The sequence below is a fragment of the Streptomyces sp. NPDC005533 genome (assembly GCF_042871845.1).
In the GTDB taxonomy this organism is placed as follows: domain Bacteria; phylum Actinomycetota; class Actinomycetes; order Streptomycetales; family Streptomycetaceae; genus Streptomyces.
The window spans coordinates 66,938-92,847 of record NZ_JBIAJH010000005.1; the positions used below are offsets into that span (position 1 = coordinate 66,938).

Annotated in this window: 24 protein-coding genes and 1 pseudogene; 13 read left to right on the forward strand and 12 right to left on the reverse strand. The window is 74.1% G+C overall.

The annotated features are described in order from the left end of the window. Positions 1-244: 244 nt before the first annotated feature. The 5 genes from ACFYP3_RS06735 (at position 245) to ACFYP3_RS06755 (ending at position 6,529) form a co-directional block, all read left to right on the forward strand. Positions 245-1,423: a glycosyltransferase gene (locus ACFYP3_RS06735; protein WP_388828348.1), complete on the forward strand. Its 1,179-nt coding sequence runs from the start codon at positions 245-247 to the stop codon at positions 1,421-1,423. Between the two features lie 246 nt (positions 1,424-1,669). Continuing rightward, a complete protein-coding gene (locus tag ACFYP3_RS06740; RefSeq protein WP_388827838.1) occupies positions 1,670-2,176 on the forward strand; it encodes a DUF6643 family protein in 507 nt (168 codons plus the stop codon). Between the two features lie 51 nt (positions 2,177-2,227). After that, a complete protein-coding gene (locus tag ACFYP3_RS06745; RefSeq protein ID WP_388827841.1) occupies positions 2,228-3,052 on the forward strand; it encodes an MOSC domain-containing protein in 825 nt (274 codons plus the stop codon). Between the two features lie 172 nt (positions 3,053-3,224). Then, entirely contained in the window at positions 3,225-3,854 is a 630-nt protein-coding gene (locus tag ACFYP3_RS06750; protein ID WP_388827844.1) for a hypothetical protein, read from the forward strand. 212 nt (positions 3,855-4,066) lie between these two features. Continuing rightward, the gene (locus ACFYP3_RS06755; protein ID WP_388827846.1) at positions 4,067-6,529 is read left to right on the forward strand and encodes a right-handed parallel beta-helix repeat-containing protein; all 2,463 of its coding nucleotides are present in this window, start codon (positions 4,067-4,069) and stop codon (positions 6,527-6,529) included. On the opposite strand, the gene ACFYP3_RS06760 is transcribed toward ACFYP3_RS06755, so the two are convergent. Next, complete coding sequence (locus tag ACFYP3_RS06760) at positions 6,471-8,861, reverse strand: hypothetical protein (RefSeq protein ID WP_388827849.1); 2,391 nt, start codon at positions 8,859-8,861, stop codon at positions 6,471-6,473. The two genes, ACFYP3_RS06755 and ACFYP3_RS06760, sit on opposite strands and share 59 nt — an antisense overlap. 231 nt (positions 8,862-9,092) lie before the next feature. On the opposite strand from ACFYP3_RS06760, the gene ACFYP3_RS06765 reads away from it, so the two are divergent. Next, complete coding sequence (locus tag ACFYP3_RS06765; protein WP_388827852.1) at positions 9,093-9,581, forward strand: SRPBCC family protein; 489 nt, start codon at positions 9,093-9,095, stop codon at positions 9,579-9,581. Here ACFYP3_RS06765 and ACFYP3_RS06770 read toward each other — a convergent pair. Together ACFYP3_RS06770 and ACFYP3_RS06775 are read right to left on the reverse strand one after the other, a co-directional pair. Continuing rightward, positions 9,575-10,363: a hypothetical protein gene (locus tag ACFYP3_RS06770; RefSeq protein ID WP_388827855.1), complete on the reverse strand. Its 789-nt coding sequence runs from the start codon at positions 10,361-10,363 to the stop codon at positions 9,575-9,577. The two genes, ACFYP3_RS06765 and ACFYP3_RS06770, sit on opposite strands and share 7 nt — an antisense overlap. Before the next feature lie 120 nt (positions 10,364-10,483). Beyond that, complete coding sequence (locus ACFYP3_RS06775) at positions 10,484-11,632, reverse strand: PLP-dependent cysteine synthase family protein (RefSeq protein ID WP_388827858.1); 1,149 nt, start codon at positions 11,630-11,632, stop codon at positions 10,484-10,486. A 198-nt stretch (positions 11,633-11,830) separates the two neighbouring features. Here ACFYP3_RS06775 and ACFYP3_RS06780 point away from each other — a divergent pair, with 198 nt between their 5' ends. After that, complete coding sequence (locus ACFYP3_RS06780) at positions 11,831-12,394, forward strand: ATP-binding protein (RefSeq protein WP_388827861.1); 564 nt, start codon at positions 11,831-11,833, stop codon at positions 12,392-12,394. Between the two features lie 59 nt (positions 12,395-12,453). Here ACFYP3_RS06780 and ACFYP3_RS06785 read toward each other — a convergent pair whose 3' ends face one another. Further along, a complete protein-coding gene (locus tag ACFYP3_RS06785; RefSeq protein WP_388827864.1) occupies positions 12,454-13,713 on the reverse strand; it encodes an ROK family protein in 1,260 nt (419 codons plus the stop codon). A 43-nt stretch (positions 13,714-13,756) separates the two neighbouring features. Next, a complete protein-coding gene (locus tag ACFYP3_RS06790) occupies positions 13,757-14,419 on the reverse strand; it encodes an alpha-ketoglutarate-dependent dioxygenase AlkB family protein (RefSeq protein WP_388827867.1) in 663 nt (220 codons plus the stop codon). 39 nt (positions 14,420-14,458) lie between these two features. Between ACFYP3_RS06790 and ACFYP3_RS06795 the strand changes: the two genes are divergently transcribed. Beyond that, positions 14,459-15,202: a maleylpyruvate isomerase family mycothiol-dependent enzyme gene (locus ACFYP3_RS06795; protein ID WP_388827870.1), complete on the forward strand. Its 744-nt coding sequence runs from the start codon at positions 14,459-14,461 to the stop codon at positions 15,200-15,202. A 101-nt stretch (positions 15,203-15,303) separates the two neighbouring features. After that, positions 15,304-15,555, forward strand: a complete 252-nt coding sequence (locus ACFYP3_RS06800) for a DUF6332 family protein (RefSeq protein ID WP_388827873.1) — start codon at positions 15,304-15,306, stop codon at positions 15,553-15,555. Between the two features lie 4 nt (positions 15,556-15,559). On the opposite strand, the gene ACFYP3_RS06805 is transcribed toward ACFYP3_RS06800, so the two are convergent. From ACFYP3_RS06805 to ACFYP3_RS06815, 3 genes are all read right to left on the reverse strand, one after another. Then, positions 15,560-15,844, reverse strand: a complete 285-nt coding sequence (locus ACFYP3_RS06805) for a hypothetical protein (protein ID WP_388827876.1) — start codon at positions 15,842-15,844, stop codon at positions 15,560-15,562. Positions 15,845-15,901: 57 nt separating this feature from the next. Beyond that, the gene (locus tag ACFYP3_RS06810; RefSeq protein WP_388827879.1) at positions 15,902-16,852 is read right to left on the reverse strand and encodes a spherulation-specific family 4 protein; all 951 of its coding nucleotides are present in this window, start codon (positions 16,850-16,852) and stop codon (positions 15,902-15,904) included. A 210-nt stretch (positions 16,853-17,062) separates the two neighbouring features. After that, positions 17,063-17,761 (reverse strand): TetR/AcrR family transcriptional regulator, encoded by a 699-nt coding sequence (locus ACFYP3_RS06815; RefSeq protein WP_388827882.1) that lies wholly within the window; start codon positions 17,759-17,761, stop codon positions 17,063-17,065. Positions 17,762-17,890: 129 nt separating this feature from the next. Between ACFYP3_RS06815 and ACFYP3_RS06820 the strand changes: the two genes are divergently transcribed. Next, a complete protein-coding gene (locus ACFYP3_RS06820) occupies positions 17,891-18,376 on the forward strand; it encodes a nitroreductase/quinone reductase family protein (RefSeq protein WP_388827885.1) in 486 nt (161 codons plus the stop codon). A 117-nt stretch (positions 18,377-18,493) separates the two neighbouring features. On the opposite strand, the gene ACFYP3_RS06825 is transcribed toward ACFYP3_RS06820, so the two are convergent. Next, entirely contained in the window at positions 18,494-18,628 is a 135-nt protein-coding gene (locus ACFYP3_RS06825) for a hypothetical protein (RefSeq protein WP_388827888.1), read from the reverse strand. A 41-nt stretch (positions 18,629-18,669) separates the two neighbouring features. Then, positions 18,670-19,893, reverse strand: a complete 1,224-nt coding sequence (locus ACFYP3_RS06830) for a geranylgeranyl reductase family protein (protein WP_388828351.1) — start codon at positions 19,891-19,893, stop codon at positions 18,670-18,672. 405 nt (positions 19,894-20,298) lie between these two features. Between ACFYP3_RS06830 and ACFYP3_RS06835 the strand changes: the two genes are divergently transcribed. Further along, entirely contained in the window at positions 20,299-21,663 is a 1,365-nt protein-coding gene (locus ACFYP3_RS06835) for a dipeptidase (protein ID WP_388827891.1), read from the forward strand. A 119-nt stretch (positions 21,664-21,782) separates the two neighbouring features. Continuing rightward, positions 21,783-22,082, forward strand: a pseudogene (locus tag ACFYP3_RS06840) (MBL fold metallo-hydrolase); the annotation flags it as partial. Positions 22,083-22,137: 55 nt separating this feature from the next. Here ACFYP3_RS06840 and ACFYP3_RS06845 read toward each other — a convergent pair. After that, positions 22,138-23,193, reverse strand: a complete 1,056-nt coding sequence (locus ACFYP3_RS06845; protein WP_388827894.1) for an NUDIX domain-containing protein — start codon at positions 23,191-23,193, stop codon at positions 22,138-22,140. Positions 23,194-23,363: 170 nt separating this feature from the next. Between ACFYP3_RS06845 and ACFYP3_RS06850 the strand changes: the two genes are divergently transcribed. Further along, positions 23,364-24,353: a LacI family DNA-binding transcriptional regulator gene (locus ACFYP3_RS06850; protein ID WP_388828354.1), complete on the forward strand. Its 990-nt coding sequence runs from the start codon at positions 23,364-23,366 to the stop codon at positions 24,351-24,353. 163 nt (positions 24,354-24,516) lie between these two features. Here ACFYP3_RS06850 and ACFYP3_RS06855 read toward each other — a convergent pair whose 3' ends face one another. Continuing rightward, positions 24,517-25,815: a DUF6986 family protein gene (locus tag ACFYP3_RS06855; RefSeq protein WP_388827897.1), complete on the reverse strand. Its 1,299-nt coding sequence runs from the start codon at positions 25,813-25,815 to the stop codon at positions 24,517-24,519. Positions 25,816-25,910: the final 95 nt, after the last annotated feature.

Below are 25,910 nucleotides of genomic sequence, written 5' to 3' on the forward strand. Positions count from 1 at the left end.
TCGCCCGCCCGGCGAGGTCGTTCCTTTTTTCGGATCTCGCCGGCGGCAGCCCGCATCGTTCCGCCGGCCACCGCCGGGAGGCACCCGCAGACCCGCCCCGCCCGGCACCGCACGGCACCGCACGGCGCCCGGCGCACCTCCCGGCGGCGGCCCAGGGAGCCGGATCCGTCCGAGACGGTCAGGGCCGCCGCTCCCGGTGCCGCCGATGCGCGACACGTCCGCCCGGGCCCGGCACACTGCCGACATGGGCCTCTTCACCGCCGCCTGCGCGGCCTACGCCTCCCTCGCCGCCTGGCTCTGGCTCACCCTCGCCCAGGGCATGTTCTGGCGGACCGACGTCCGCCTCCCCCCGCGCACCGCCCCCACCCACTGGCCGTCCGTCGCGATCGTCGTCCCCGCCCGGGACGAGGCCGAGGTGCTGCCCCGCAGCCTGCCCTCGCTCCTCGCCCAGGACTATCCCGGCGAGGCCGAGGTCATCCTCGTCGACGACGGCAGTACCGACGGCACCGGCGCCCTCGCGCTCCGGCTCGCCGCCGGGCAGCCCGGGCTGCCGCTCACGGTCTCCTCCCCCGGCGACCCCGCCCCCGGCTGGACCGGCAAGCTGTGGGCGCTGCGCCACGGCATCTCGCTCGCCCGCACCGCGCACCCCACCGAGCCCGACTTCCTGCTCCTCACCGACGCCGACATCGCGCACGAGCCGGACAGCCTGCGCGAACTCGTCGCCGCCGCGACCTCCGCCGACCTCGACCTCGTCTCCCAGATGGCCCGCCTGCGCGTCGTCGGCCTCTGGGAACGGCTCGTCGTCCCGGCGTTCGTGTACTTCTTCGCCCAGCTCTACCCCTTCCGCCGGATCAACCGGCCCTCCGCCCGGACCGCGGCGGCCGCCGGCGGCTGCGTCCTGCTGCGCACCGGGACGGCCGTGCGCGCCGGGATTCCCGACGGCATCCGCCAGGCCGTCATCGACGACGTCTCCCTCGCCCGCGCGGTCCAGCGCTCCGGCGGCCGGATCTGGCTCGGACTGGCGGAGCGGGTGGACAGCGTGCGCCCGTACCCGGCGCTCGCCGACCTGTGGCGGATGGTCTCGCGCAGCGCCTACGCCCAACTGCGCCACCAGCCCCTCCTGCTGGCCGGGACGGTCGCCGGGCTGGTGCTGGTCTACCTCGTGCCCCCGGCGGCCCTCCTGACGGGGCTCGCGGCCGGACGGCCGGCGACCGCCTGGGCCGGGGGCCTCGCCTGGCTCCTGATGGCGGGCACGTACCTGCCGATGCTGCGCTACTACCGGCAGCCCGCCGCGCTCGCGCCGCTGCTTCCGTTCACGGCCCTGCTGTACCTCCTGATGACCGTCGACTCGGCCGTTCAGCACTACCGGGGCCGCGGGGCGTCCTGGAAGGGCCGTACCTATGCCCGTCCCAGCGACGCGTGAAACGACGAACTGCTGCCCGACACAGCGTCATACGAGGTCACCGCGTTGTGACGCTGCGTCAGCACGAAGTCGGTGCAACACCCAACCGGTGAGTACGAGTAGGAACAAGGTGGGGTGGAAGTGGCGAATCGTGCACGTGAACGTCAAGTGAAAGGTGAGGCCCTGACCTGCGAAGATGCAGGTCAGGGCGGTGTTGACGGAACCTCGCTATGGACCCCGTGAAGTCGTGGGCTTAACTTAGGTCCCATGACCTCCCCCCGCTCCACTTATGGCGGCGGTTACTACTCCGCGCCCTCCTTCCCGGACACCCCCATCTACGACTCCCTCGTCGCCGAACGCGGCACTCCGCAGATCGCCCCGATCCGCGTTCCGGCTGCCTACGAGTCCCCCAGTGCCGGCTATTCGAGCGGCGGGTACCTGCCGGCCCTGGCGTCGGCGCTGCCCGCGCTGCCGCCGGCTCCCCAGCAACAGAACGCCCCCGGGTACGGGTACCCGTACCAGCAGCAGGCCGCTCCGCAGCCGATGCCGCTCCAGCACGCGCCCGCCCCGTACATCCCTCAGCAGCAGCCGGTTCCCGCGCGGACCGGATACGTGCCGCAGCCCCAGCCGCAGCAGCCCCGCCCGGCCGCCATGGCCACCGGCTACGAGGCCATGCGTCCGGCCGCGCCGCGGCCGATGCAGGTGCCCGCGCCGGTGCCGGCGGCCTCGTACGAGGACCCGTACGGCCGTCAGTACCAGGGGCGTGGTTACTGACCGGGCCACCGGGAGGCGCCGGGTAGTGGTGGGGGCTGGCAGTATTCCCCCATGTCGAACTTGCACGTCCGGGCGCTCCACATCCATCCCGTCAAATCGGTAGCGGGGATCGCTCCCGACGAGGTGGCCGTGGAGCCCTGGGGTCTGTCCGGGGACCGGCGCTGGGCGCTGGTCGACACCGAGGGCACCGTCATCACCCAACGCCGACATCCGCGGCTGGCCTTGGCGGCGGCCCGCCCGGTGCCCGGCGGCCGGATCGCGGTGACCGCTCCGGGCATGACGGAGCTGGTCGTGGAGGAGCCCGAGCCGGGCCCGCTGGAGCCGGTCGTCCTGTTCGGGAAGAAGGTCGAGACCGTGGTCGCGGCGAGCGCCGCGGCCGACTGGTTCAGCGCGTACCTCGAAGAGCCGGTGCGTCTGGTGCATCTGGACGACCCGGCCCTACGCCGTCCCGTGGATCCGGACTACGCACTGCCCGGCGAGACGGTGAGCCTCGCCGACGGCTATCCGCTGCTGATCACCACCCTCGCCTCGCTGGACGCGCTCAACTCGCTGATCGCACAGGGGGACCACCCCGAGGAGGGCCCCCTGCCGATGAACCGTTTCCGCCCCAATGTGGTGGTATCGGGGACCGAGGCGTGGGCGGAGGACGGCTGGCGGCGCATCGCGATCGGCGACGCCGTCTTCCGCGGCGCGCGGGAATGCGGCCGGTGCGTCGTCACCACCACCGACCAGGAGACGGCGCAGCGGGGCAAGGAACCCCTGAAGACCCTGGGGAAGCACCGGCGGATCGGCCGGTCGTTGGCGTTCGGGCGGCTCCTGGTGCCGGTGCGGCTGGGCACGGTGCGCGTCGGCGACGAGGTCCGCGTCCTGGAATGAGACACATGGTGCGAAGAGGGTGAACGACGCGCCGGCACTGACCAGCCGGCTCGGAATGACACCTTCGGGGGGCTCCGTATCCGAGCTGGAACCAACAGGCACGACCAGGCCGTTGGATCAGTCGGGAACACATGGGCAGAGGGAGACTGGCACAAGTTGGGGGAGCCGGACCGTGCGGACAGCAATGGGTGTGTGGCGTTGGCGGCGCAATCCGCTGCGCCGGCCGACCGATCTCTTCGAGGCGTGGGTGGCGTTCGCCGCGCTGGTGTGTGTGCTGGTGGTGGCTCCGGCCATCGGATGCGTCGCGGGCGTGAGGGTGGACGGCACCCTCCGGCAGGCCGCGCAGGAGCAGCGGCAGGAGCGGCATCTCGTGCCGGCGGTGGTGGTCCGGCCCGCGCCGGGGCCGGTGTCGGCGGCGGAGGCGCAGGCGCAGGTGTCCGCCGACCCGTCGGCGCAGCGGACCGCCCCGCGGCGTACGCAGATCGTGGCCTCGTGGACGGGGCCGGACGGCAGCAGCCACGAGGGGACCGTGCCGGCCGCGGAGGAACCGCCGCGTGCCGGCGACCGGTTCCGGATATGGACCGATGCGCACGGCCGGCTGGTCGGGCGGCCGCTCGACCCGTCCACGGCCGCCTTCCACGCGGGGACGGTCGGCCTGGCCGCCGCGATCGGGGTGGCCGCGCTGGGCGAGACGGTCCGCCGCCTGGTCGTACGACGGCTCGTGCATCGGCGGTACATACGTCTGGACCGGGCCTGGGCGGCCGCCGGACCGGACTTCGGTCGAGCGGGCGCGGGCAGTTGACCTGGCACCTCTTCGGCTCCGCGCGCGCTACGGTGGAGCCGCCGGATCGGTCGCACCGGCGGTTTCGGTGGCCCCGGCCGTTTCGACGGATCTGAACCACACGGAACGGCCGCGGCGGATCCGGTGACTCCAGTGGTTCCGGGTGGCTTCAGACTTCAGTGGCTTCGGTCGCATCGGCAGCGCGAGTACGAGGGTGGGGGCACGACAGCACCATGGTTCAGGGCACGGTCCAGGTGACGCACGGCGGGACTTCGCGGTGGCGGCGCCGCTCCGGTGAGTATCCGACGCTGGCCGCCGCGCTCGCCGCCGCGGGCGACGGGGACGTGCTGACCGTCGCCCCCGGCACCTACCGCGAGAACCTGGTGCTGCACCACGCCGTCACCCTGCGCGGGCCCGAGGGCGGGCTGGGGTCGGTGCGGATCGCCCCGCTCGACGGGGTCGCGCTGACCGTGCGCGCCTCGGCCGTGGTCCAGGACCTGTACCTGGAGGGCCAGGACCGGGCGGCGCCCGCGCTGCTGGTGGAGGACGGCTGCCCCGAGCTCACCGACCTGCGGGTCAGCACCCACTCGGCGGCCGGCATCGAGGTGCGCGGAGCAGGGGCCCGGCCCCTGGTCCGGCGGTGCACGGTGGAGAACCCGGCCGGCGTCGGGATCGCCGTACTGGACGGTGGCGGCGGGGTGTTCGAGGAGTGCGAGGTCGTCGCCGCCGGGCAGACCGGCGTCTCGGTGCGCGGCGGGGGCCGGCCCCGGCTGGAGCGCTGCCGCATCCACCACGCGACGGGCGCCGGCATCGGGGTCACGGGCGAGGGTTCGGGCCTGGAGGCGCTGGGCTGCGAGGTGTACGAGGTGAAGGGCGCGGGCGTGCAGATCGCCGCGCGCGCCACGGCCCGGCTCACCGACTGCGCGGTGCACCGCACCTCGGCCGACGGGGTCACCCTGGACACCGACGCGGTCCTCACCCTGGCCGGCTGCGACATCCACGACATTCCGGAGAACGCCGTCGACCTGCGGTCCCGTTCGGTGCTCACCCTCAGCCGCACCACGGTCCGCCGATTCGGCCGCAACGGTCTGTCCGTGTGGGACCCGGGCACCCGGGTGGACGCCGAGTCCTGCGAGATCCACGACAGCACGGGCGACTATCCGGCGGTGTGGATCAGCGACGGCGCCACCGTCGCCCTCGATTCCTGCCGGGTGCACGACGTACCCGACGCGCTGTTCGTGCTGGACCGTGGCTCGCGCGTCGACGTGGTCGACAGCGACCTGTCCCAGGTCCGCAACACCGCCGTCTCGGTGAGCGACGGCGCCACCGCGCAGCTCGACGACTGCCGGATCCGCGAGGCGGCCACCGGCGCCTGGTTCCGCGACCACGGCAGCGGCGGCACCCTCGCCAACTGCACCATCGACGCCGTGCAGACCGGTGTGATCGTCACCAAGGGCGCCGACCCGACGCTGGAGCGGTGCACGGTCACCTCCCCGGCCGAGGCCGGGTACTACGTGTCGGCGGGCGGCCGCGGCACCTTCACCGCCTGCCGGGTGACGGGCAGTTCCGGCTTCGGCTTCCACGTCATCGACGGCTGCCGCACCACGCTGACCCGCTGCCACACCGAGCGCTGCGCCCGCGGGGGATACGAGTTCGCGGAGGACGGGCCGCTCGCCGAGGAGTGCACGAGCGACGAGTCCGGCCCGCGCCTGGCGGCCCAGTCGGCCTCGGGCGGCGGGTTCGCGGGGGCGCAGGCGGGGATCCGTACGGTCACGGCGGCGCAGAGCTCCGTACCGCGGCCCGCCCAGGCGTCCGCGCCCGTACCGCGGCCCGCGGACCGGCCCGAGGACGGCGCGGCGGCGGCCGCACGGGGTTCCGGCGAGGTGCTGGGCCAGCTCGACGCGCTGGTGGGCCTGGACAGCGTCAAACGCGAGGTGCGCGCGCTCACCGACATGATCGAGGTGGGCCGGCGTCGGCAGCAGGCGGGCCTGAAGGCCGCCTCGGTGCGCCGGCACCTGGTCTTCACCGGCTCCCCCGGTACGGGAAAGACCACGGTCGCCCGGCTGTACGGCGAGATCCTCGCCTCCCTGGGGGTGCTGGAGCGCGGTCACCTGGTCGAGGTGTCCCGCGTGGACCTGGTCGGCGAGCACATCGGCTCCACGGCCATCCGCACGCAGGAGGCCTTCGAGCGGGCCCGCGGCGGGGTGCTGTTCATCGACGAGGCCTACGCGCTGGCCCCGGAGGACTCGGGCCGGGACTTCGGGCGCGAGGCGATCGACACCCTGGTGAAGCTGATGGAGGACCACCGGGACGCGGTGGTGGTGATCGTCGCCGGGTACACGGCGGAGATGGACCGCTTCCTGACCGTCAACCCCGGTGTGGCCTCGCGGTTCTCCCGGACCATCACCTTCGGCGACTACGGGCCCGGGGAACTGCTGCGGATCGTCGAGCAGCAGGCGGAGGAGCACGAGTACCGGCTCGGTGAGGGCACCTCCGAGGCCCTGCTGGCGTACTTCACCGAGCTGCCGAAGGGTCCGGCCTTCGGCAACGGCCGCACCGCGCGCCAGACCTTCGAGTCGATGGTGGAGCGGCACGCGGGCCGGGTGGCCCAACTGTCCGAGCCCAGTACGGACGAGCTCACCCTGCTGTACCCGGCGGATCTCCCTCCCCTGCCGGCGCTGCCCGCTCCCTGCTGACAGGGGCCTGCTGAGCGGGTACGCCCCCGGCTGCCGCCGGGCGGGACCCCCGGTCCCGCGCGCCGGCGTCCAGTCGGGCCAGCAGGGACGCGCGTTCAGCGGCGAAGGCCGGATCGGCCTGGTAGTCGGAGTGGCCCAGGATCGGCGCGGGCAGCGGGTGGCGGACGCTGCGTCCGTAGGCGATCGGGTCGGCGAGCGGGCCGCGGTCCACGTCCTGCCCCGCGCCGGGGAGCGCCGGGCCGCCGATGGGGTCGGTGGCGCGCCACAGGTTGCGCCAGCAGTCGACCTCGTCGTGCAGGGCGGCGAGCGGGCCGGGGCCGAAGTAGGCGGGGAACCAGCGGCCGTAGAGCCGGCCGAGCGGGGAGCCGTACGTGAGCAGCGCGACCCGGCGGCGGGCGGGCGGCGGGAGTTGCCAGACGGCCGCCGCGGCGAGGACGCTGCCCTGGGAGTGGCCGGAGATCACCAGGCGGCCGCCGGTGCGGCCGGTCCAGCCGGCCATCCGCCACGTCAGGTCGGGGACGGCGCGCTCGGCGTAGCAGGGCGGCGCGAAGGGGTGTGCGGCGCGCGGCCAGAACGTGCCGACGTCCCACAGGGTGCCGATGGTCCGGCGGGCGGAGGGGTCCCGGTAGGCGCGGCGGCCCCAGGTGACGAAGACGGCGATGCCGAGGCCGATGAGCCAGGACCCGGAGTCCTGGGCGACGCGTGCGGCGCCTTCCCACAGCGGCCCGGTGCCACGGGCCGCCTCCCCCGGGACCTGTCCGGTGAGCCATGCCCCGGCGAGGGCGCCCGCGCCGAGCACCAGGGTGATGCCCGAGACGGCCGCGACGAACCAGGGCGCGGAGTCGGTGAGCGCGGCCGCGGTCCGTGCCCCGGCGATCCGGCGGCTGCGGGCCCCGTCCGGCGCCTCCCCCGGATATTCGGCGGCCACGGCCGCGGCGAGCCGGTTCCGGGCACGGGCTCCGCGCACCGCCCACCAGACGCCGAGCAGGGCCAGTACGAGGAGCATCGGCGGTAACACGGCGGCCTGCCACGACAGCAGCACGGGCGGCCCGGGCAGCGGGGCGCCGCGCATCCCGGGGGTGGCCCCGCCGTCCAGCCAGTCGGCGACGCGCTGGGCGACCCCGCCGGACATCACCCCGCCGAGCGCGCAGCCGAGCATGGCGACGGCGGGTCCGCCGAGGCCGTGCAGGGCGGCCGCCGGATCGGGGGCCCGCCGGTGCAGGGACCGGGCGACGGCGGCGAGGGCGAGCACGCAGCAGCCCTGCCCCAGCATGAGCACCCCGAAGGCGAGGTCCCCGGGGAGCCGCCCGGTGGAGACCCAGCCGGGGCGCGACCAGCAGGCGTGGAGGACGACGGCGGCGAGCAGGGCGAGGGCCGCGCCGGGCAGCAGCGTGACGGCGGCCCGGTCGAGCCGGTGGTCGGCACGGGCCTCGGAGCGGCCGCGCCGGCAGACGACCCAGACCACGGTCACGACGCCGGCGGCGAGCAGCGCCAGGATGACCCGGCCGAACGCTTCGAGTACGGGGGCGGTCGCCCCTCTGTCGTAGCGGGCGGTGGGGACCGCGACGGCCACCGCCACGGTGAGCAGCCCGGCGGCGGTGTGTGCGGCGCGCAGCCGGGCCACGATCCGGCGGCCGTACCAGAATCCCGGGCGGCCCAGCGCGGGCGCCGTCCCGGAGGCGGCGTCCGGGTCGGCGGAGCCGGCGGGCGGCGGCTGGGACTCGTAGGCGCTCCAGGTGCGGTTCGACAAGTACCACAGCAGCCCGGTCAGCGCGGCGGGGGCCAGTGCGCCCAGGGCGAGGCGGCGCCCCGGCTGCGCCCACCAGCTGCCTCCAGGGGCGAGGAAGCCGAGCCGGGTTCGGGAGCGGGTGCAGGTGTCGGTGCCCTCGCACTGCCAGGCGAAGAGGTCGAGCGCCACCTCGCAGGCGGCCGCGATCAGCAGCACGGTCAGGCTGAGGGCGAGGATCCGTACGAGCACCCCGTACAAGCGCACGGCGCGCGGCGCGGGGTCGGCGGCGGGCGTGGCCGGCCGGGCCCAGTGGGCGAGGTTGGCCACCATGAACGGCAGGAGCAGCAGCCACAGGGCGCGGGCGCCGTTGCCGGAGGTGAGCCGGGACCAGCAGTAGGCCTCGGGGACCGGCCGTCCGGCGTACCGCTCGGGGTGCGCTTCGGCGTCGGCGTCCTCGGTGCGGCGGAAGACGGCGGCGGTGGAGTCGCCGGACACGCGGACGGTGCGCGGGTCGCCGAGCAGCTCGCCGGGGGCGGCGCCGGCGACTCCGTGGACGAGGAGTTCGAGGGCGAGGGGAGGGTCTGGGGTGGGACGGTCGGGCACGGAGGCCTCCGCTCGCGGGGCGGGATCGGCGCGGATCCAGCATCCCGCGGGCCGCCTCCCGTGCCCAGGCCCCGCGCGGGGGAATCACCCGCGCGGGGTGCGCGCGCCGGGACCGGAACGGGTCCGCGGACCGGGCCGGGAATCCGTGCGCGATCGCAGCGGACATATCGGGGGCGCCCGGCTATGGTGACGCCCACGCAGATCCCGAACCTCGTCCCAGGGGGTACCGCCATGGCTCGCCGACTCCGTCCGGTGGGGCTGGACTTCATCGACGACGCGCCGATCCGGCTGGTCTTCGCCACCGGGACGGGGGCGCCGCCCGAGGCCGTGTACGAGGCGCTCGCCGAGGAAGTGGCGGGCTGGCCGGGCTGGTTCAAGGCGGTGACGCTGGCCCGGCCCACGCACGGCGGCGCGGGCCGCGAGGTCAGGCTGATGGGCGGGGTGCGGTTCCAGGAGACGATCATGGCCGCGGATCCCGGGCAGCGCTACGCGTACCGGGTCGACACGACCAACGCCCCCGGGGTCCAGGCCTTGGTGGAGGAGTGGCGGCTGACACCGGCCGGCTCGGGCACGCACGTCCGCTGGACCTTCGCCGCGGACGGCTCGGGCCCGTTCCGTCTCGGCCTGACCGCCGCCCGCCCGGGGCTGGGCCATTCCTTCCGCACGGCGGTCCGCACGCTGGACGCGCGGCTCACCGCCCGGCGCGCGGCGGATCAGTAGCCGCCGGGCCCGCCAACGGCGGCGCCGGCGCGGTGCACTTCGGCCAGGTCCCCGTAGCCCCCCGCGCCCCAGACGGCGGTGCGGAACTCCGGGAGGGTCATCGCCGGACCCGTACCGAGACGGACCACCGCACACCGCGCGCAGCACCAGCCGCGGGACCAGACCTCCTCGGCGGCGTCCCGGCCGGCCTCGATCCGGGCCCGGAACGCCCGTCGGGTCCGCACGGCCGAGGCGATCAGCAGGGCCGCCCCGAGCAGTGCGCACGCCGAGATCCAGGCCAGGAAGAGGAGTTCGGCCTCGGGTTCGGGCGCGGTGGCCCAGGTGGCGCCGCCCCACAGCGTCGTCGATCCGTGGTCCGCTTCGGCCGCGGGCGCGTCGGCGAACCAGTGACCGCCCAGCGCGCCGCCGATGAACGTACCGATCGACACCAGGACCAGCGCCACGCCGAGCGCCGTCCGCCCCGCGGTCACGGGCGGCGGCGGGACGGCGGCCAGCGCCTCGGCCAGCCGTGGGACGACCGCGAGGGTGCTGACGCCCCGGTGGCCGCCGGCTTCCTCCCGGTACCTGCTGTGGCCGCTCACGCAGATGGCGGGGACGGCCCGCACCTCGTCCGAGCGGCCACAGCTCGGGCAGTCGAGCCGCGTCGCCCGCGCCTCGACCGCGCCGGTCCGGTTCGCCCCCGCCTCGACCGCGCCGTTCCGGTTCGTCCGCGCCTCGACCGCGCCGGCCCGGGCCCGGTCACGCGCGTCCCGTTCCGGTCTGTGGTACTCGATGCCCGTCATGACTCCCCCGCCGCTGCGCCCCACCCGAAAGTCCGCACAGCGTAACCAGCCGACTCGGCTGCGACCAGGGCGTTTTCGTCCCCGGACGGTCACGGGCGCGCCACAGGCGGGACCGGCGGTTCAGGCCGCCGCCGGCTCGCGCCAGACCCCGGTCGTCAGCAGGGTGTCGATGGTCTTCGCGTACGGGGCGATGTCGAGCCCCTGGGCGGCCAGCCACTCGTCGGAGTAGTACTTGTCCAGGTAGCGGTCGCCCGGGTCGCACAGCAGGGTGACGACGCTGCCGGTACGGCCCTCCGCCACCATCTCCGAGATGATCTTCAGGGCGCTCCACACGCCGGTGCCGGTCGAGCCGCCCGCCTTGCGCCCTATGGCCGTCTCCAGCGCCCGGCAGGCGGCGACGCTCGCCGCGTCCGGGACCTTCATCATGCGGTCGATGGCGCCGGGCACGAAGCTCGGTTCCATCCGCGGCCGGCCGATCCCCTCGATGCGGGACCCGCAATCGCTGCTCGCGTGCGGGTCGTTGTCGGTCCAGCCGTCGAAGAAGCAGGAGTTCTCCGGGTCCGGGACGCAGACGCGGGTGTCGTGCTGCATGTAGTGCACGTAGCGCGCGATGGTGGCCGAGGTGCCGCCGGTGCCGGCGGTCGCCACGATCCAGGCGGGTTCGGGGAAGCGTTCCAGCTTGAGCTGCTGGTACATCGACTCCGCGATGTTGTTGTTGCCGCGCCAGTCGGTGGCCCGCTCGGCGTACGTGAACTGGTCCATGTAGTGCCCGCCCGTGCGGGCGGCGAGCCGCGCCGACTCCTCGTACATCTTCATCGAGTCGTCCACGAAGTGGCATTCGCCGCCGTGGAATTCGATGAGCCGGCACTTCTCCGGGCTGGTCGTGCGCGGCATGACGGCGATGAACGGGACACCGATCAGCTTGGCGAAGTACGCCTCGGAGACGGCGGTGGAGCCGGAGGAGGCCTCGATCACCGGGCGTCCGGGGCGGATCCAGCCGTTGCAGAGCGCGTAGAGGAACAGCGAGCGCGCGAGGCGGTGCTTGAGGGAGCCCGTCGGGTGCGTGGACTCGTCCTTGAGATAGAGGTCGATGCCCCACTCCTCGGGGAGCGGGAAGCGCAGGAGGTGGGTGTCCGCGGAGCGGTTCGCGTCGGCCTGGACCTTGCGGACGGCTTCCTTCAGCCAGGCGCGGTAGTCCGCGTCGCTGCGGTCGACGTCGATGGTGGTGGCCGTCGTACCGGTGCTGTTGGTGGTGCCGGTGGTGCTCATGCGCCGCGCTCCTTCATGGGTGTAATTCGCCCCTCCTTTTGCAATGTACCTCCCCCACCTGCACAAACGTTCGCTTTGGGGTTCCATGCACATGGCTTTCGATCGCGTTCGGTTGCACTGTGCGGCACCGTGGGTGACCCTGGTGGAGCATTACCGAGGGTGCAGCACCCGTAACACTCATGTCGGGGAGTCGCAGCCGTGATCAGTCATTCCCGCAGGCACTGCGTCGTCGAACTGCAGGCCTTGCCGTCGCGGATCGGCCAAATCCGCAGAATCGTTTCTGCACAGCTGCGCCACTGGCAGCTCGATCCGCTCATAGACCGGGCTGCGCTCGGCGTGACGGAACTGCTCTCGAACGTCCACCGCCACGCGCAGCCGGACAAGACCTGCGTCGTCGAGATCGAACTGCGCCTCGGGCGTCTGACCGTCTCCGTGATCGACAGCGATCCGCGGCTCCCGGTGCTCCACGAGACGCAGGCGGGCGCGCTGGAGACCTGCGGACGCGGCCTCGCCCTGGTGGCGGCGCTCAGCGAGTCCTGGGGCGCGCGGCATCGACCCGACGGTCCGGGCAAGGTGGTGTGGTTCTCGCTCGCGGCGGCCCCCGCCCCGGCGGCGCCCCCGCAGCCGGTACGGATCGAGACCAGGCCCGTACGGGAACCCGCGCGGACGGTGGTCGTCTCCGTCGACCCGGGAGTCCTCGACCCGAGCCCCGTCGGCACGGGCGTGCCGGTGGCATCGCCGGTGGGCGCCGGGCCGGCCTAGCCCGGCCCCCGACGCCCCGCCCCACGCCCGGCAGCGCTCGCCGCTCGCCGCTCGGCGGCCTAGGCGAGGGCCCCCAGCGGGTCGTCGAGCACCGGCTGCCAGGCCAGCTCCGCCGCGCCGACCAGGCTGTTGTGGTCCAGGGTGCACGGCAGGATCGGTACGCCGCCGCTGCGCCCCCACAGGCTGCGGTCGGCGACCACGGCGCGCAGCCGCTCCGGATCGGCGTGCAGCAGCTCTCGGTGCAGGCCGCCCAGGATGATCCGGTCCGGGTTCAGGATGTTCACCAGGCCGGCGAGGCCGAGCCCGAGCCGGTCGATCAGTTCCTCCGTGGCGGCCCGTACCGCCGGCTCGGCGGGTTCGTCGCGCAGCAGGTCGCGGGCCTGCTGGAGCAGCGACACCTCGGGGCCGGGGCTGCGGCCCGCCGCGGTGAGGAAGGCCAGGGGGTCCGCTTCGACGTCGAGGCAGCCGCGGCCGCCGCAGTGGCAGGCCCGTCCCTCGGGGTTCACGGTGAGGTGGCCGACCTCCAGGGCCAGGCCCGAACTGCCGCTGTGCAGGCGGCCGTCCAGCACCAGCGCCCCGCCGACGCCGCGGTGCCCGGTGGCCACGCACAGCAGGTGCTGCGCGCTGCGCCCCGCGCCGTGCCGGTGCTCGGCCAGGGCCGCGAGGTTGACGTCGTTCCCGGTCAGGGCGGGGCCGTCGATGCCGGCCGCCTTCACGCACTCCGCGAAGATGGCCCGTACGGGAGAACCGGCCGGCCAGGCCAGGTGCAGCGGGTTCAGCGCGGTGCCCTCGGGCTCCGCTACGGCCGAGGGGACCGCGAGCCCCGCGCCGACGCAGCGGCGGCCGCTGTCCGCCAGCAGTTCGGCGCCGGCCTCCACGACCGCGCCGAGCACCTGGGCCGGGTCGGCGGAGACGGTGACCTTGCCGGGCGCGGTGGCCACGATCCGGCCGCCGAGGCCGACCAGGGCCGCCCGGAAGCCGTCCGAGTGCACCTGGGCCGCGAGCGCCACCGGGCCGTCCTCGGCCACGGAGAGGCGATGCGAGGGGCGGCCCTGGGCGCCGCCGGCCCCGCCGGGGCGGGAGTCCACGCGGATCAGCCCGAGGGCCTCCAGCTCGGCGGCGACGGCTCCGGCGGTGGCGCGGGTGACCCCGAGCTCGGCGGTCAGGACCGCGCGGGTCGGGGCGCGGCCGGTGTGCACGAGCTCCAGCGCCGGCCCGAGCGCGCCGCGACCGCGTTCCAGTCTGCTCCGCGTGGCGGTCGTGGACGCGGATGGCGTGGTCACATCCCCCACCCGCGGCGGGGCCCCGTTGCCGTTCATGGCATCGATCCTCGCATGATCGGAGGGTGCCGGACGCCGCCGCTCAGCCCAGCCCGCCGACGCGCAGTGTGATGTTCAGCCGCCCGGTCAGCCCGAGGTCCCGGGGGCCGGTGCCCGGCAGGACCTTCGGCACTCCGTGGTAGGCCAGCCGGCTCGCGCCGCCGAAGACGAAGAGGTCCCCGCTGCGCAGCTCCACGTCCTGGTAGGGGCGGCCGCGCGAGGCGGTGTTCCCGAAGCGGAAGACGCAGGTGTCGCCGAGGCTGAGCGAGACCACCGGAGCCGCGGACTTCTCCTCGGCGTCGCGGTGCATGCCCATGCGGGAGTCGCCGTCATAGAAGTTGATCAGCGCGATGTCGTAGGTCTCGGCGGGGCCGGGCGGCTCCTGGGCGTCCCCGTAGGCGGCGGCCACCGCCTCCCGCCCCAGGTCGGCGAGCCACGTCGGCATCGGCTTGACCGGCGCCCCGTCCCCGTCGACGACGGTGCGGGCGTACCCGTACGGGTACCAGTGCAGCCCGAGGCACACCTGCCTGGCGGTCATCACTCCGCCGCCCGGGGTCCGTACGGTGCGCAGACCGGCCGGCGGACGGGCCCACGCGCGGCAGGCCGCCAGCAACTCGCCCTGCCGCTCGGCCCCGAGCCAGTCGGGCACGTGCACGGCCCCGGGAGCGATCAGGGTCCGCTCGCGCGGGAAGAGTTCCCCATTCATGTACCCCATTGTCGCGGGCGGGCTGATAAGACACCCGGTATGGAGATCACCGAACTTGTGAAGACCCTCGCACGAGAGGGCGAGCTGCTCGCCGACGTGGCCGAACAGGCCGGTACGGACGCCCCGGTCCCCACCTGTCCGGGCTGGCGCGTCACCGATCTGCTGCGCCACACCGGGTCGGTGCACCGCTGGGCGGCCGGGTACGTGGCGGAGCGGCGGCTGGAGCCGGTGGGCTTCCCGGACGCGCCGGAACTGGCCGACGGCGAGCTGCTGGCGTGGTTCCGGCAGGGCCACGCGGACCTGGTGCGCACCCTGACCGAGGCCCCGGCCGACGTGCAGTGCTGGACCTTCCTCCCGACGGCGCCGCCGTCGCCGCTGGCGTTCTGGGCGCGGCGCCAGGCCCACGAGACGACCGTGCACCGGATGGACGCGGAAGCCGCGCGGGGCGTGGCGTTCTCCGCGGTGGAGCCGGAGTTCGCGGAGAACGGGGTGGACGAGCTGCTGACCGGCTTCCACGCCCGGCCGCGCAGCCGGGTGCGCACCCCGGAGCCCCGGGTGGTACGGGTCCGGGCCGCCGACACGGGCGCGGTGTGGACCGTGCACCTGTCGCCGGAGCCGGCCCGGACGGTGCCGGGCCACACCGGCGAGGCGGCCGACTGCGAACTGACCGGGGAGGCGGCCTGGCTCTACGCGGCCCTGTGGAACCGGCTGCCGCTGGCGGGGCCTGGGGTGACGGGCGACGTGGCGCTGGCCCGGCTGTGGAGCGAGACGGCCGGAATCTGAGCCGGGCGGCGGAGCTGGGCCGCGCGGGCCTCGCCGTTGCGCGGGCCTCGCCGTGGGGGGGCTTCCTTGTGGCGCACCGTGCGCGCTGTGACACTGCACGCATGGGGCGACGTACACAGGCGGACCGGGACGCGATCACGATCGAGATCGGCTACGCCTTCGTCAGCGCCGGCTTCGCGGCCGCTGTCGTCTTCGGCGCGGTGTACGGGCCCGCGCCGGCCTTCTCCCTCTCCGCCGCGACCGGTCACGCCCTGGCGGTGGCCGGAGGAATCGCGGCGGGCGCGGTCTTCCTCCTCCGGATCACCCACGTCCTGGGGCGCTTCGCCCGCCGCTCGGAGAACGACGGCCGCTGAACCGTCAGGCCCCGGCCGGGCCCACCGCGGCCCACCAGGCGACCAGCCGGTCCGCCATCGCGTCGGTCCCGTGGATGACCGGGTCCAGACCGAAGTGGTCCTCCAGCTCGTACCAGAGGAACTCACCGAGCTCCGCCCGGGTGGTGCCGCGGTGGAGACGCCGGAACAAGGGGACGAGCATGCAGTCGTACTCGTCCCGCGACAGATCGGCGACGCCGATCGGATCCCACTCGTTGAGCAGGTACCGCAGGTTGTCGAACAGCGTCGGCGACGGGGTCCAGGCAGGCATCGGGCCAGCCTGCCACCCGACGACGAACGCCGCCCCCCGATATCCCGGGCCCGCGGACTAACCGAGAGTGGCGGCGTAGGTGGTCTGCGCGCGGTACTTCCATGTCGGGCCGGTGTTCCAGGGGTTGGGCATGACCGTGTTCGTGGCGTAGGCGTAGCCCGCGCCGCGGTCGAAGGCGGTGCGCAGGGTGGCACGCATCGCCTCGGCGTCGGGGACGTCGTGGACCAGGTGCCAGAACGCCGTTCCGCTCGGGTCGAGTTCGGCCCCGGACCGGTAGCCGGCGAGCGGGTCGAAGACGTTGCCGCCGAGCCAGCCGGCGCCGGTGTACGCGGCGTACGTGTCCTCGAACGTGACGAAGACGTCCGCGGTGCGGCGGCCCGGCTCCAGGTAGCAGTCGGCTATGGCGGTGCCGGGGTTGTTGACGACGAGGTCGGGGGCGGCCGGGTCGACGGCGCTCATGGTGTCCTGGACGTACCGGCGCAGTTCCGCGTAGTGGTCGCGGGTGGCGTTGGCGGGGCCGCAGTCGCGGCTGACCACGTCGAAGAAGATGCCGTCGACGTGGAGGCGGCCGTCGGAGGTCCTGAGGTAGTTGTCGACGGAGGCCTTGACGGCGGCGACGTCGCGCTTGCCGTGGTCGGTGTGGACGTAGCCGAGCACCTTGGTCCTGTCGCCGGTGGAGGTGGTGCGGTTGCGCAGGGCGTCGGCGCGGGCTCGCCAGGGCGCGTCGAACGGGGCGTCGCCGTTGCCCGGGTTCAGCACGACCACCGAGGCGGCCGGACCGGTGGCGGTGAGGTCGGTCAGCATGCGGTCGTTCGCCGGGACGTAAGCGGGAACGCCGATCTCCAGGCCCCGCACGCCGGGCATCCGGGGCATGGGAGGCGGGGTGGGCGCCGGGGCCTCGGCCGCGATCACGGGCGCGTTGCGCGCCGACGCGGTGACGGCCGGCGCCGGCGCGGCCAGTAAGAGGGTGGCCAGGACGGCATACAAGGCCTTCACGGCGCGAGGCATGAACGTTCCTCCGGCGGCAGGGGGCGACCTCAGGAACACTAGACGGGCGGCCCATCGGTCAAGGCTGATCCGCCCGCATTGGTGTGAGGAACAGAAGAGCGACTCATCGCCTCATCATGTGAATCTCCGGAAGCGGCCGTGACCTGATCCCCACGCTCCCCGCGCCCCCCGTGCCCCCACCTTCCTCGACCTCCCCTCCGCCCCCTCCCGTCACACGGCGGGCAGGCCGACCCCGTGCGCCAGTTGATCGGCGGCATGCGCGAAGAAGGCGGCGCGGTCCTCGACGACGCGGTTGAACTGGCCGAACAGCTCGAAGGAGACGAGGCCGACCAGCTGCGCCCACGCGGCGACCAGGGCGGCCGTGACCTGCGGGGGCAGGCCCTCGGCGAAGTCGGCGGTCATCCGGTCCGCCTCGGGGCGCAGGGCGGACGGCAGTGGCGGGAGGGCGAGGCCGCGCCCCTCGTGGGCGGCTCGGAGGATGCCGATGAAGGCGTTGCCGACTCGGGAGGCGGGGCCGACGGTGTCCATGGGGGCGGTGTAGCCGGGCACGGGGGAGCCGTAGATCAGGGCGTACTCGTGCGGGTGCTCCAGCGCCCAGGCGCGGACCGCCCCGCAGACGGCGGTCCAGCGGGCGCGGGGCGGTGCGCCGGCGGCGAGGGCGCGGGCATCGGCCTCCTCGGCGGCGGCACCGATGCTGTCGTACGCGTCGATGATCAGCGCGGTGAGCAGCTCGTCGCGGCTGGGGAAGTAGCGGTAGAGGGCGGAGGAGACCATGCCCAGCTCGCGGGCCACGGCGCGCAGGGAGAGCTTGGCGGCGCCCTCGGCCGCGAGCATGCGGCGCGCCTCGTCCTTGATGGCGGCGGTGACCTCGATGCGGGCCCGTTCCCTGGCCCCTCGCACGGTGTTCATGCGGGCCAGTGTGCCACGCATGCGGAGCACTGCACAGAAAACGGGCCACCGCTCTATTTGGAGAGCAGTGCTCTTGATTTGGTGCACCGATCCGTGCAGACTGGATTCAGGGAGAGCGGTGCTCTCTCAATGGCGGAAACGACCCCGGAGGTCACCATGAACGCGCCCACCCCGTACTACGTCCAGGCCGGCCCGCTCGCCACCCGCTTCAACTCCGTCTTCGGGAAGCTGGCCCGCATCGGCATCAGCCTGGCCGGCAGCGCCGAGATGTCGGTGCGCGGGCGCACGTCGGGCAAGATGCAGCGGATCCCGGTCAACCCGCACACGTACGAGGGCGCCCAGTACCTGGTCTCGGCGCGCGGCCACTCCCAGTGGGTCCGCAACATGCGGGTCGCGGGCGGGGGCGAGCTGCGCGTGGGGCGCAAGGCGCGTACGTTCACCGCCACCGAGCTGACCGACCCGGTCCAGCAGGCCGCCGTCCTGCGTACCTACCTGGAGAAGTGGGGCTGGGAGGTCGACCGGTTCTTCCAGGGCATCTCCGCGAAGTCCTCCGACGCGGAACTCCAGGCGGCCGCCGCCGACCACCCGGTCTTCCGGATCACGGTGGCGAACTGACCCCGCGGAGTCCGCAGCTGCGGATGCGCGACGCACACGACCGCCACGCCCCCGCCCCCGCCCCTGCCCCCGGCGCCCGGCTGTGGCCACCCCTACGCGGCGACGGCCCGCGCCCGCTCAGCCGAGCGGCCGTTCGCAGCCGCTCGACCAGCCGTTCCCGCGGGTGGTGCCGCCACCCACACCAACCCGCCGCTCACCGCGTCCGAAGGCCGCGCGGACCTGTGCCGACCGCTCGGCCTCGTCCAGGTCCACGCCGCCCCACCAGTCGGGCCCGGGCGGCCCCGGCCCCGGCGCTAGTCCTTGTCCCGGCTCCGGCCGCCGTCGCCGGCCGCCGCGACCGCCGCCGCCTGCCTGGCGTCCAGCATGTGCAGCGCCTTGCGGGCCAGCGGGTACGTACGCACCAGGTCGGCCAGGGTCGTCGACCCCCGGGTGATGCGGGCGAAGGCCCGCCACGCCGGACGGAAGCCGGTGATCGCCGCGTGCAGCATCCGTGGCCGGGATTCGAAGACGGTCAGCATCCGCTTGCCGACGCCCATCTCCACGCCCAGCCCGGCCTTCACCGCGAAGGCGTAGTTGAGGGCCTGCCGACGCGCGTCCACCGCGTCCTGCGCCTCGGAGATCTTCACCGCCCACTCCCCCGCCAGCCGCCCCGAGCGCAGCGCGAAGGAGATGCCCTCCCGGGTCCACGGCTCCAGCAGCCCCGCCGCGTCGCCCGCCACCAGGACCCGGCCGCGCGAGAGCGGCGAGTCGGGCTTGCGGCAGCGGGTCAGGTGCCCGGAGGAGACGGCCGGTTCGAAGCCGGCGAGCCCGAGCCGGGCGATGAAGTCGTCCAGGTAGCGCTTGGTGGCGGCGCCCTCGCCCTTGGCCGAGATGACGCCGACGGTGAGGGTGTCGCCCTTGGGGAAGACCCAGCCGTAACTGCCGGGCAGCGGGCCCCAGTCGATCAGCACCCGTCCCTTCCAGTCCTCCGCGACCGTCTCGGGGACGGGGATCTCCGCCTCCAGACCGAGGTCCACCTGGTCCATCTCGACGCCGACGTGCGCTCCGATCCGGCTCGCGCTGCCGTCCGCACCGACCACCGCGCGGGCCAGGACGGTCTCCCCGTCGGCGAGGACGACGGCGACCGTGCGCCGGTCGGGCACCGCGGTGCCGTGCTGCTCGACACGGGCCACGGCGGTGCCCGTACGGACGGTGGCGCCGGCCTTCTCGGCGGCGGCGACCAGCCCGGCGTCGAACTCGGGCCGGTTGATCAGCCCGAACAGCATCTGCTTCGAGCGCCGTGTGCGGGTCAGCTTCCCGTCCATCGAAAAGGTGACGGCGTGGATGCGGTCCTTGAGGGGCAGGACGAAGCCCGGGGGCAGGGCGTCGCGCGAGGGGCCGATGATGCCGCCGCCACAGGTCTTGTAGCGGGGCAGTTCGGCCTTCTCCAGCAGCAGGACGCGCCGCCCGGCCGTCGCCGCCGCGTACGCCGCCGAGGAACCGGCCGGTCCGGCCCCGACCACGACCACGTCCCACACCTCGCCGGTCCCGCCGCTCTCCCCCGCCGCCTCGCCGACCGCCTCGCCGACGGCGCCGTCGGCCGCCTCGTCGCCCGCCTTGTCGACCGCCTCGTCGCCCGCCTCGTCGACCGCCTTCTGGTCGGCCTGTCCCGCGTCCACGCCTGCGTCTGCGCCCTCGCCCCGGCCCGCGCCCTCGCCTGCGCCGGACCCTGCGTCGCGTACGTCGTCGTCGCTGCTCACGATGTGTTGCCGCTCCTGATCACCCGGTTGCTCCGATGCCGGGGAAATCCTACGGCGAGACGACGCGCCGCCCCGCTGTGCGAGGATCGGAACTGTCTTTTTCGCCGTACCCGGCATACGCACACCCCGCGGATGCGGGCGGCGTACACGGAGAACAACGTCGCACCCAAAAGGAGCGTGCCCATGTCCCAGAATCCGATCGCCGAGACCATCGCCTCGCTGATGCCCCGCGCCAAGCAGGAGCTGACCGAGCTGGTGGCCTTCCAGTCGGTCGCGGACTGGGCACAGTTCCCCAAGAGCGAGAGCGAGGCCGCCGCGAACTGGGTGGCCGACGCCCTGCGCGTCGAGGGCTTCCAGGACGTGGCGCTGCTCGACACCCCGGACGGCACCCAGTCCGTCTACGGCTACCTGCCCGGCCCCGAGGGCGCGCCGACCGTGCTGCTGTACGCGCACTACGACGTCCAGCCCCCGCTGGACGACGCGGCCTGGATCTCCCCCGCGTTCGAGCTGACCGAGCGCGACGGCCGCTGGTACGGGCGCGGTGCGGCCGACTGCAAGGGCGGCTTCATCATGCACCTGCTGGCGCTGCGCGCGCTGAAGGCCAACGGCGGTGTCCCGGTGGCCGTGAAGGTGATCGTCGAGGGTTCCGAGGAGCAGGGCACCGGCGGCCTCCAGCAGTACGCCGAGGCGCACCCGGAGCTGCTGACCGCCGACACCATCGTCATCGGCGACGCGGGCAACTTCCGGCTCGGCCTGCCGACGGTGACGGCCACGCTGCGCGGCATGTGCCTGCTCAAGGTGAAGATCGACACGCTGGGCGGCAACCTGCACTCCGGCATGTTCGGCGGCGCCGCCCCGGACGCGCTGGCCGCGCTGATCCGCGTACTGGACTCGCTGCGCGCCGCGGACGGTTCGACGACCGTGGACGGGCTCGCCTCGGACGCGGTGTGGGACGGTCTGCAGTACCCGGAGGCGGACTTCCGTGCCGACGCCAAGGTCCTCGACGGGGTCGAACTGATCGGCGAGGGCTCGGTCGCGGACCGGCTGTGGGCCCGCCCGGCCGTGACGGTGCTCGGCATCGACTGCCCGCCCGTGGTCGGGGCGACGCCTTCGGTGCACGCGAGCGCCGGCGCGCTGATCAGCCTGCGCGTGCCGCCGGGCGTGGACACCGCGGAGGCCATCAAGCTGCTGCAGGCCCACCTGGAGGCGCACACGCCGTGGAAGGCGCGCCTCGAACTCGAGGTGGTCGGCCAGGGCCAGCCGTTCCAGGCGGACACCGACAGCCCGGCGTACGCGTCGATGCGGTCGGCGCTGGAGGCCGCGTACCCCGGGCAGGAGATGCAGATCAGCGGCATGGGCGGGTCGATCCCGCTGTGCAACACGCTGACGTCCCTGTACCCGCGGGCGGAGATGCTGCTGATCGGGCTGAGCGAGCCGGAGGCGCAGATCCACGCGGTCAACGAGAGCGTGTCGCCGGGGGAGCTGGAGCGCCTGTCGGTGGCGGAGGCCCTCTTCCTCGTCAACTACGCGGAGTCCAAGCGCGTCTGACCCCTCGTACGCGTGCGTGTACGCCCAGGGCCGACTGAGCCCTGGGCGTACTTCGCTCCCGATGAAGTCGCGTGTCGCAGCGGGGCGGCCGTGCGTACGTCGGGGGGCGGTACGTTCCCTCGGACGGCGAGGCGCTGGGCTTCGGGGACGGGGCGTACGTCGTCCACGCCCCGGGGCACACGGACGGCAGCGTCGGGATCCACCTCCCGCGCCACGGCGTGCTGTTCACCGGCGACTGCGTCGCCGCCGTCGGCCCGCTGATGCCGGGCGTGTTCAACGTGGACCGGGCCCGGGCGATCGACTCCTTCCACCGTCTGGCGGGGCTCTCCCCGTCGATCGCCTGTTTCGGCCACGGGGATCCGCTGACGGTGGACACGGCGGCCGCACTGGTCAAGGCGGCTGCCGCAACTCCCTCCTGACGGCGCCACTCGGGCGCCCCGGCTACCTCTCCCGCCCGCCCGGCGCCGGGGTTTTTCAGCCGACCGGGGTGCCCGCCTCCAGGTAGAGGGGGCGTCCCCGTTCCCGGGCGCGCAGGGCCCAGCTCAGGCGGGCGTGGCGGTGCTCCGGGAGGAGGTCGGCGGCCTCGGCCTCCGTGACGAAGCGCCAGGCCCGCAGTTCGGGGCCCGGCAGCCGGAGCCGGGCCGTCGCCTCGGGCGAGAGGCGGCCGCCGTCGAACAGCAGGCGCAGCCCCCCGTACCCGGGCGGTTGCGGGGCCTCCCAGTCGACCACGAGCAGGCCGGGCGCCGGGTCCAGTACGAGGCCCAGTTCCTCCGCGACCTCCCGTACGCCGGCGCGGGCGGGGGCCTCGCCCGCTTCGACGACGCCGCCCGGGAACTCCCAGCCGGCCTTGTACGTCGGATCCACCAGCAGGACCCGGTCCTGCTCGTCGAAGAGCAGCACCCCGGCCGCCACGGTCTCCCGCGTGGGCTCCGGGGTCTGCACGATGTCGCAGACCGGGGCCGTCTCCGAGCGGACGGCCTCGGCGATCCGCTGCGCCGTCTCGCGCGGGGTCAGGCTGCTGTTGTCGATGACGTGCGCGTCACCGGTGAGCCAGCCGAGGGCCTGCTGGTAGACGGGGATGTGGTCGTAGGCCCACTGGCGGACGCGGAGGTCGACCTGGTCGGGATCCCCCGGCTCCTCCCGGGTCGCGATCCGCTCGCGCAGGATCGTTTCCGCAGGGGCGAGCAGCACGTGCCGCACCGGTATCCGGCGCGCCGCCAGCCCGCCGAAGATCTCGTCCCGGTACTCCTGGCGCAGCAGCGTCATCGGTACGACGAGCACCCCGCCCAGCTCGGCGAGCATCGCCGCCGCCGTGTCCACCACCAGCCGCCGCCAGCTCGGCAGGTCCTGGTAGTCGGTGACCTCCGCCAGCCGCTTGGCCGGCAGCAGCACGCGCAGCGCGTCACCGATGAACTCCGGGTCGAACAGGGTGCTGTCCGGCAGGATTGCGGCCAGTTCGCGGGCCGTGCTGGTCTTTCCCGCGCTGAAGGTGCCGTTGATCCAGACAATCACGTCTACCCCTCTCCCCATGGCTCGTCCGGAGCCCCCAGTGGCTTGCCCGCACCACCCTGCCACGGAAACCTCACTCTCGGCCGAGTGCTTATCCTCAAGGTCACAGCGCCGCCTGAGACTCCGGAGGATTCACGACCGTGCCCCACAACCGTCGCCCGTTCGATCCCCGCTACGGCAACCGGCCGACCATGAAGGACGTGGCGGCCCAGGCGGGCGTCGGCCTGAAGACGGTGTCGCGGGTGGTCAACGGCGAGCCGGGGGTCACCCCCGAGACCGAGAAGCGGGTCCAAGAGGCCATCGACGCCCTGGGGTTCCGCCGCAACGACAGCGCGCGCGTCCTGCGCAAGGGGCGTACGGCCACCGTGGGGCTGATCCTGGAGGACCTCGCCGATCCCTTCTACGGGCCGCTGAACCGTGCCGTCGAGGAGGTGGCCCGCGCGCACGGCGCACTGCTCATCAACGGCTCCAGCGCCGAGGACCCGGACCGGGAGCGGGAGTTGGCGCTCGCCCTGTGCGCCCGCCGGGTGGACGGCCTGATCGTGATCCCGGCCGGCGACGACCACCGCTACCTGGAGCCGGAGATGCGGGCCGGTGTGGCCACTGTGTTCGTGGACCGCCCGGCCGGGCGGATCGACGCGGACGTCGTCCTCTCGGACAGCTTCGGCGGCGCCCGTGACGGCGTCGCCCACCTGATCGCGGGCGGCCACCGCAGGATCGGCTTCATCGGCGACCACCCCCGCATCCACACGGCGACGGAACGCCTGCGCGGCTATCGCGCCGCCATGGCCGACGCCGGCCTGCCGGTGGCCGATTCCTGGGTCTCCCTCGGCTCCACGGAGCCGGACCGGGTGGCGACGGCGACGAGGTCGATGCTCGCGGGCCGGGATCCGGTGACCGCCGTGTTCGCGGGCAACAACCGCGTGACGGTCACGGTGGTGCGCGTCCTCGCGGCCCGGGAACACCCGGTGGCCCTGGTCGGCTTCGACGACTTCGAACTGGCCGACCTGCTCCGCCCCGGCATCACGGTGGTGGCCCAGGACCCGGCCACCCTCGGCCGCGTGGCCACGGACCGCCTCTTCCAGCGCCTGTCCGGAGCCACCCTCCCCACGACCCGCACCGAACTCCCGACCCACCTGATCCCCCGCGGCTCGGGCGAACTCCCGCCGTACGGCGGATGAGGGTCCGCAGGACGGGAACGGCCCCACCGGCGGCCCGGAACCCCCGGAGCACGGTCGGCGCGGTCGGTCCCCCGCCGAGGTGACGCAACCCCGAACGCAGCGCGGGGCCCGACCGGGGATGTTCCGGCCGGGCCCCGCACCTGCGTCAGGGTCAGGGTCAGGGTCAGGCGGTGGCCTTCAGGGTGGCGGAGCGGCGGGGGATCGCGAAGGCGTCCAGTTCCGCGCGGGTGAGGCCGGTGAGGGCGGTGACCTCCTCGGCGCCGACCGCGCCGCAGTCGAGGCCGCGGACCAGGTAGCCGGCGAGGGCCTTCGCCGTGGCGGGCTCGTCCATCACGTCGCCCTCGATCTTGGCGACGTACGCCTTCAGGCGCGCGGCGGCGGCCTCCAGACCCTCGCGGTAGAAGGTGAAGACGGCCGCGTAGCGGGTCGGCAGGTGCGCCGGGTGCATGTCCCAGCCCTGGTAGTAGGCGCGGGCCAGGGCGCGCCGGGTCAGGCCGTAGTGCAGCTTCCAGCCCTCGTGGACCTTCTCCGTGGTGCCGATGGGCAGCACGTTCGTCGAGCCGTCGGAGACGCGCACGCCGGTGCCGGCCGCGGCGACCTGCATGATCGCCTTCGCGTGGTCCGCGGCGGGGTGGTCGCTGGCCTGGTACGCGGCGGAGACTCCGACGCAGGCGCTGTAGTCGAAGGTGCCGTAGTGCAGGCCGGTGGCGCGGCCCTTGGAGGCCTCGATCATGCGGGCGACGGTGGCGGTGCCGTCGGAGGCCAGGATGGACTGGCTGGTCTCGATCTGGATCTCGAAGCCGATCCGGCCCGGGCGCAGGCCGCGGGCGGTCTCGAAGGCCTCCAGCAGCTTGACGAAGGCGGTGACCTGCTCGGCGTACGTGACCTTGGGCAGGGTCAGGACCAGGTTGTCCGGGAGGCCGCCGTGGGCGAGCAGGCCGGACAGGAAGACGTCGGTGGTGCGGATGCCGCGGTCGCGGACGTTGGACTCCATGCACTTCATGCGGATGCCCATGTAGGGGGCGTTGGTGCCGTTGGAGTACGCCTCGGAGATCAGGCGGGCGGCGCGGGCGGCGGCCTGGTCCTCCTCCTCGTCGGAGCGGACGCCGAAGCCGTCCTCGAAGTCGACGCGGAGGTCCTCGATGGGCTCACTGGCCAGCTTGGCGCGGACGCGGTCGTAGACCGGTACGGCCAGTTCGTCGGAGATGCCGAGTACCTTGGCGAAGGTGGCGGCGTCCGGGGCGTGCTCGTCGAGCGCGGCGAGGGCCTGGTCGCCCCAGGAGCGGATGGTGTCCGCGGCGAAGACGTCACCGGGGACGTAGACCGTGTGGATGGGCTGACGGGTGCCGGGGTCGCCCGGGTAGTGGCGCGCGAGTTCCGCGTCCACCGGCGCGAGGGAGGCGCTGATGCCCTCGCTGACCGCGCCTGCGAGGCTCGTCGCCACCTTCTCCTGCTGACCCATCGTGCACTCTCCTCTTTTCCGCTTCACGGAAGCTTAGATCCGCATAGCAGAATTTAGTCACGTGGTTCCGCTCCGTCAATGGTCCCTCCGACGCG

Coding starts and splice junctions, on each gene's coding strand:
- ACFYP3_RS06770 (WP_388827855.1), bottom strand. CDS start 10,363: ATGACGGGCATCGAGTACCACAGACCGGAACGGGACGCGCGTGACCGG.
- ACFYP3_RS06775 (WP_388827858.1), bottom strand. CDS start 11,632: ATGAGCACCACCGGCACCACCAACAGCACCGGTACGACGGCCACCACC.
- ACFYP3_RS06805 (WP_388827876.1), bottom strand. CDS start 15,844: ATGCCTGCCTGGACCCCGTCGCCGACGCTGTTCGACAACCTGCGGTAC.
- ACFYP3_RS06845 (WP_388827894.1), bottom strand. CDS start 23,193: ATGGGGAGAGGGGTAGACGTGATTGTCTGGATCAACGGCACCTTCAGC.
- ACFYP3_RS06820 (WP_388827885.1), top strand. CDS start 17,891: ATGGCGGAAACGACCCCGGAGGTCACCATGAACGCGCCCACCCCGTAC.
- ACFYP3_RS06765 (WP_388827852.1), top strand. CDS start 9,093: ATGGCTCGCCGACTCCGTCCGGTGGGGCTGGACTTCATCGACGACGCG.
- ACFYP3_RS06835 (WP_388827891.1), top strand. CDS start 20,299: ATGTCCCAGAATCCGATCGCCGAGACCATCGCCTCGCTGATGCCCCGC.
- ACFYP3_RS06755 (WP_388827846.1), top strand. CDS start 4,067: ATGGTTCAGGGCACGGTCCAGGTGACGCACGGCGGGACTTCGCGGTGG.
- ACFYP3_RS06815 (WP_388827882.1), bottom strand. CDS start 17,761: ATGAACACCGTGCGAGGGGCCAGGGAACGGGCCCGCATCGAGGTCACC.
- ACFYP3_RS06850 (WP_388828354.1), top strand. CDS start 23,364: ATGAAGGACGTGGCGGCCCAGGCGGGCGTCGGCCTGAAGACGGTGTCG.
- ACFYP3_RS06795 (WP_388827870.1), top strand. CDS start 14,459: ATGGAGATCACCGAACTTGTGAAGACCCTCGCACGAGAGGGCGAGCTG.
- ACFYP3_RS06790 (WP_388827867.1), bottom strand. CDS start 14,419: ATGAATGGGGAACTCTTCCCGCGCGAGCGGACCCTGATCGCTCCCGGG.
- ACFYP3_RS06800 (WP_388827873.1), top strand. CDS start 15,304: ATGGGGCGACGTACACAGGCGGACCGGGACGCGATCACGATCGAGATC.
- ACFYP3_RS06735 (WP_388828348.1), top strand. CDS start 245: ATGGGCCTCTTCACCGCCGCCTGCGCGGCCTACGCCTCCCTCGCCGCC.
- ACFYP3_RS06745 (WP_388827841.1), top strand. CDS start 2,228: ATGTCGAACTTGCACGTCCGGGCGCTCCACATCCATCCCGTCAAATCG.
- ACFYP3_RS06740 (WP_388827838.1), top strand. CDS start 1,670: ATGACCTCCCCCCGCTCCACTTATGGCGGCGGTTACTACTCCGCGCCC.
- ACFYP3_RS06785 (WP_388827864.1), bottom strand. CDS start 13,713: ATGAACGGCAACGGGGCCCCGCCGCGGGTGGGGGATGTGACCACGCCA.
- ACFYP3_RS06810 (WP_388827879.1), bottom strand. CDS start 16,852: ATGCCTCGCGCCGTGAAGGCCTTGTATGCCGTCCTGGCCACCCTCTTA.
- ACFYP3_RS06855 (WP_388827897.1), bottom strand. CDS start 25,815: ATGGGTCAGCAGGAGAAGGTGGCGACGAGCCTCGCAGGCGCGGTCAGC.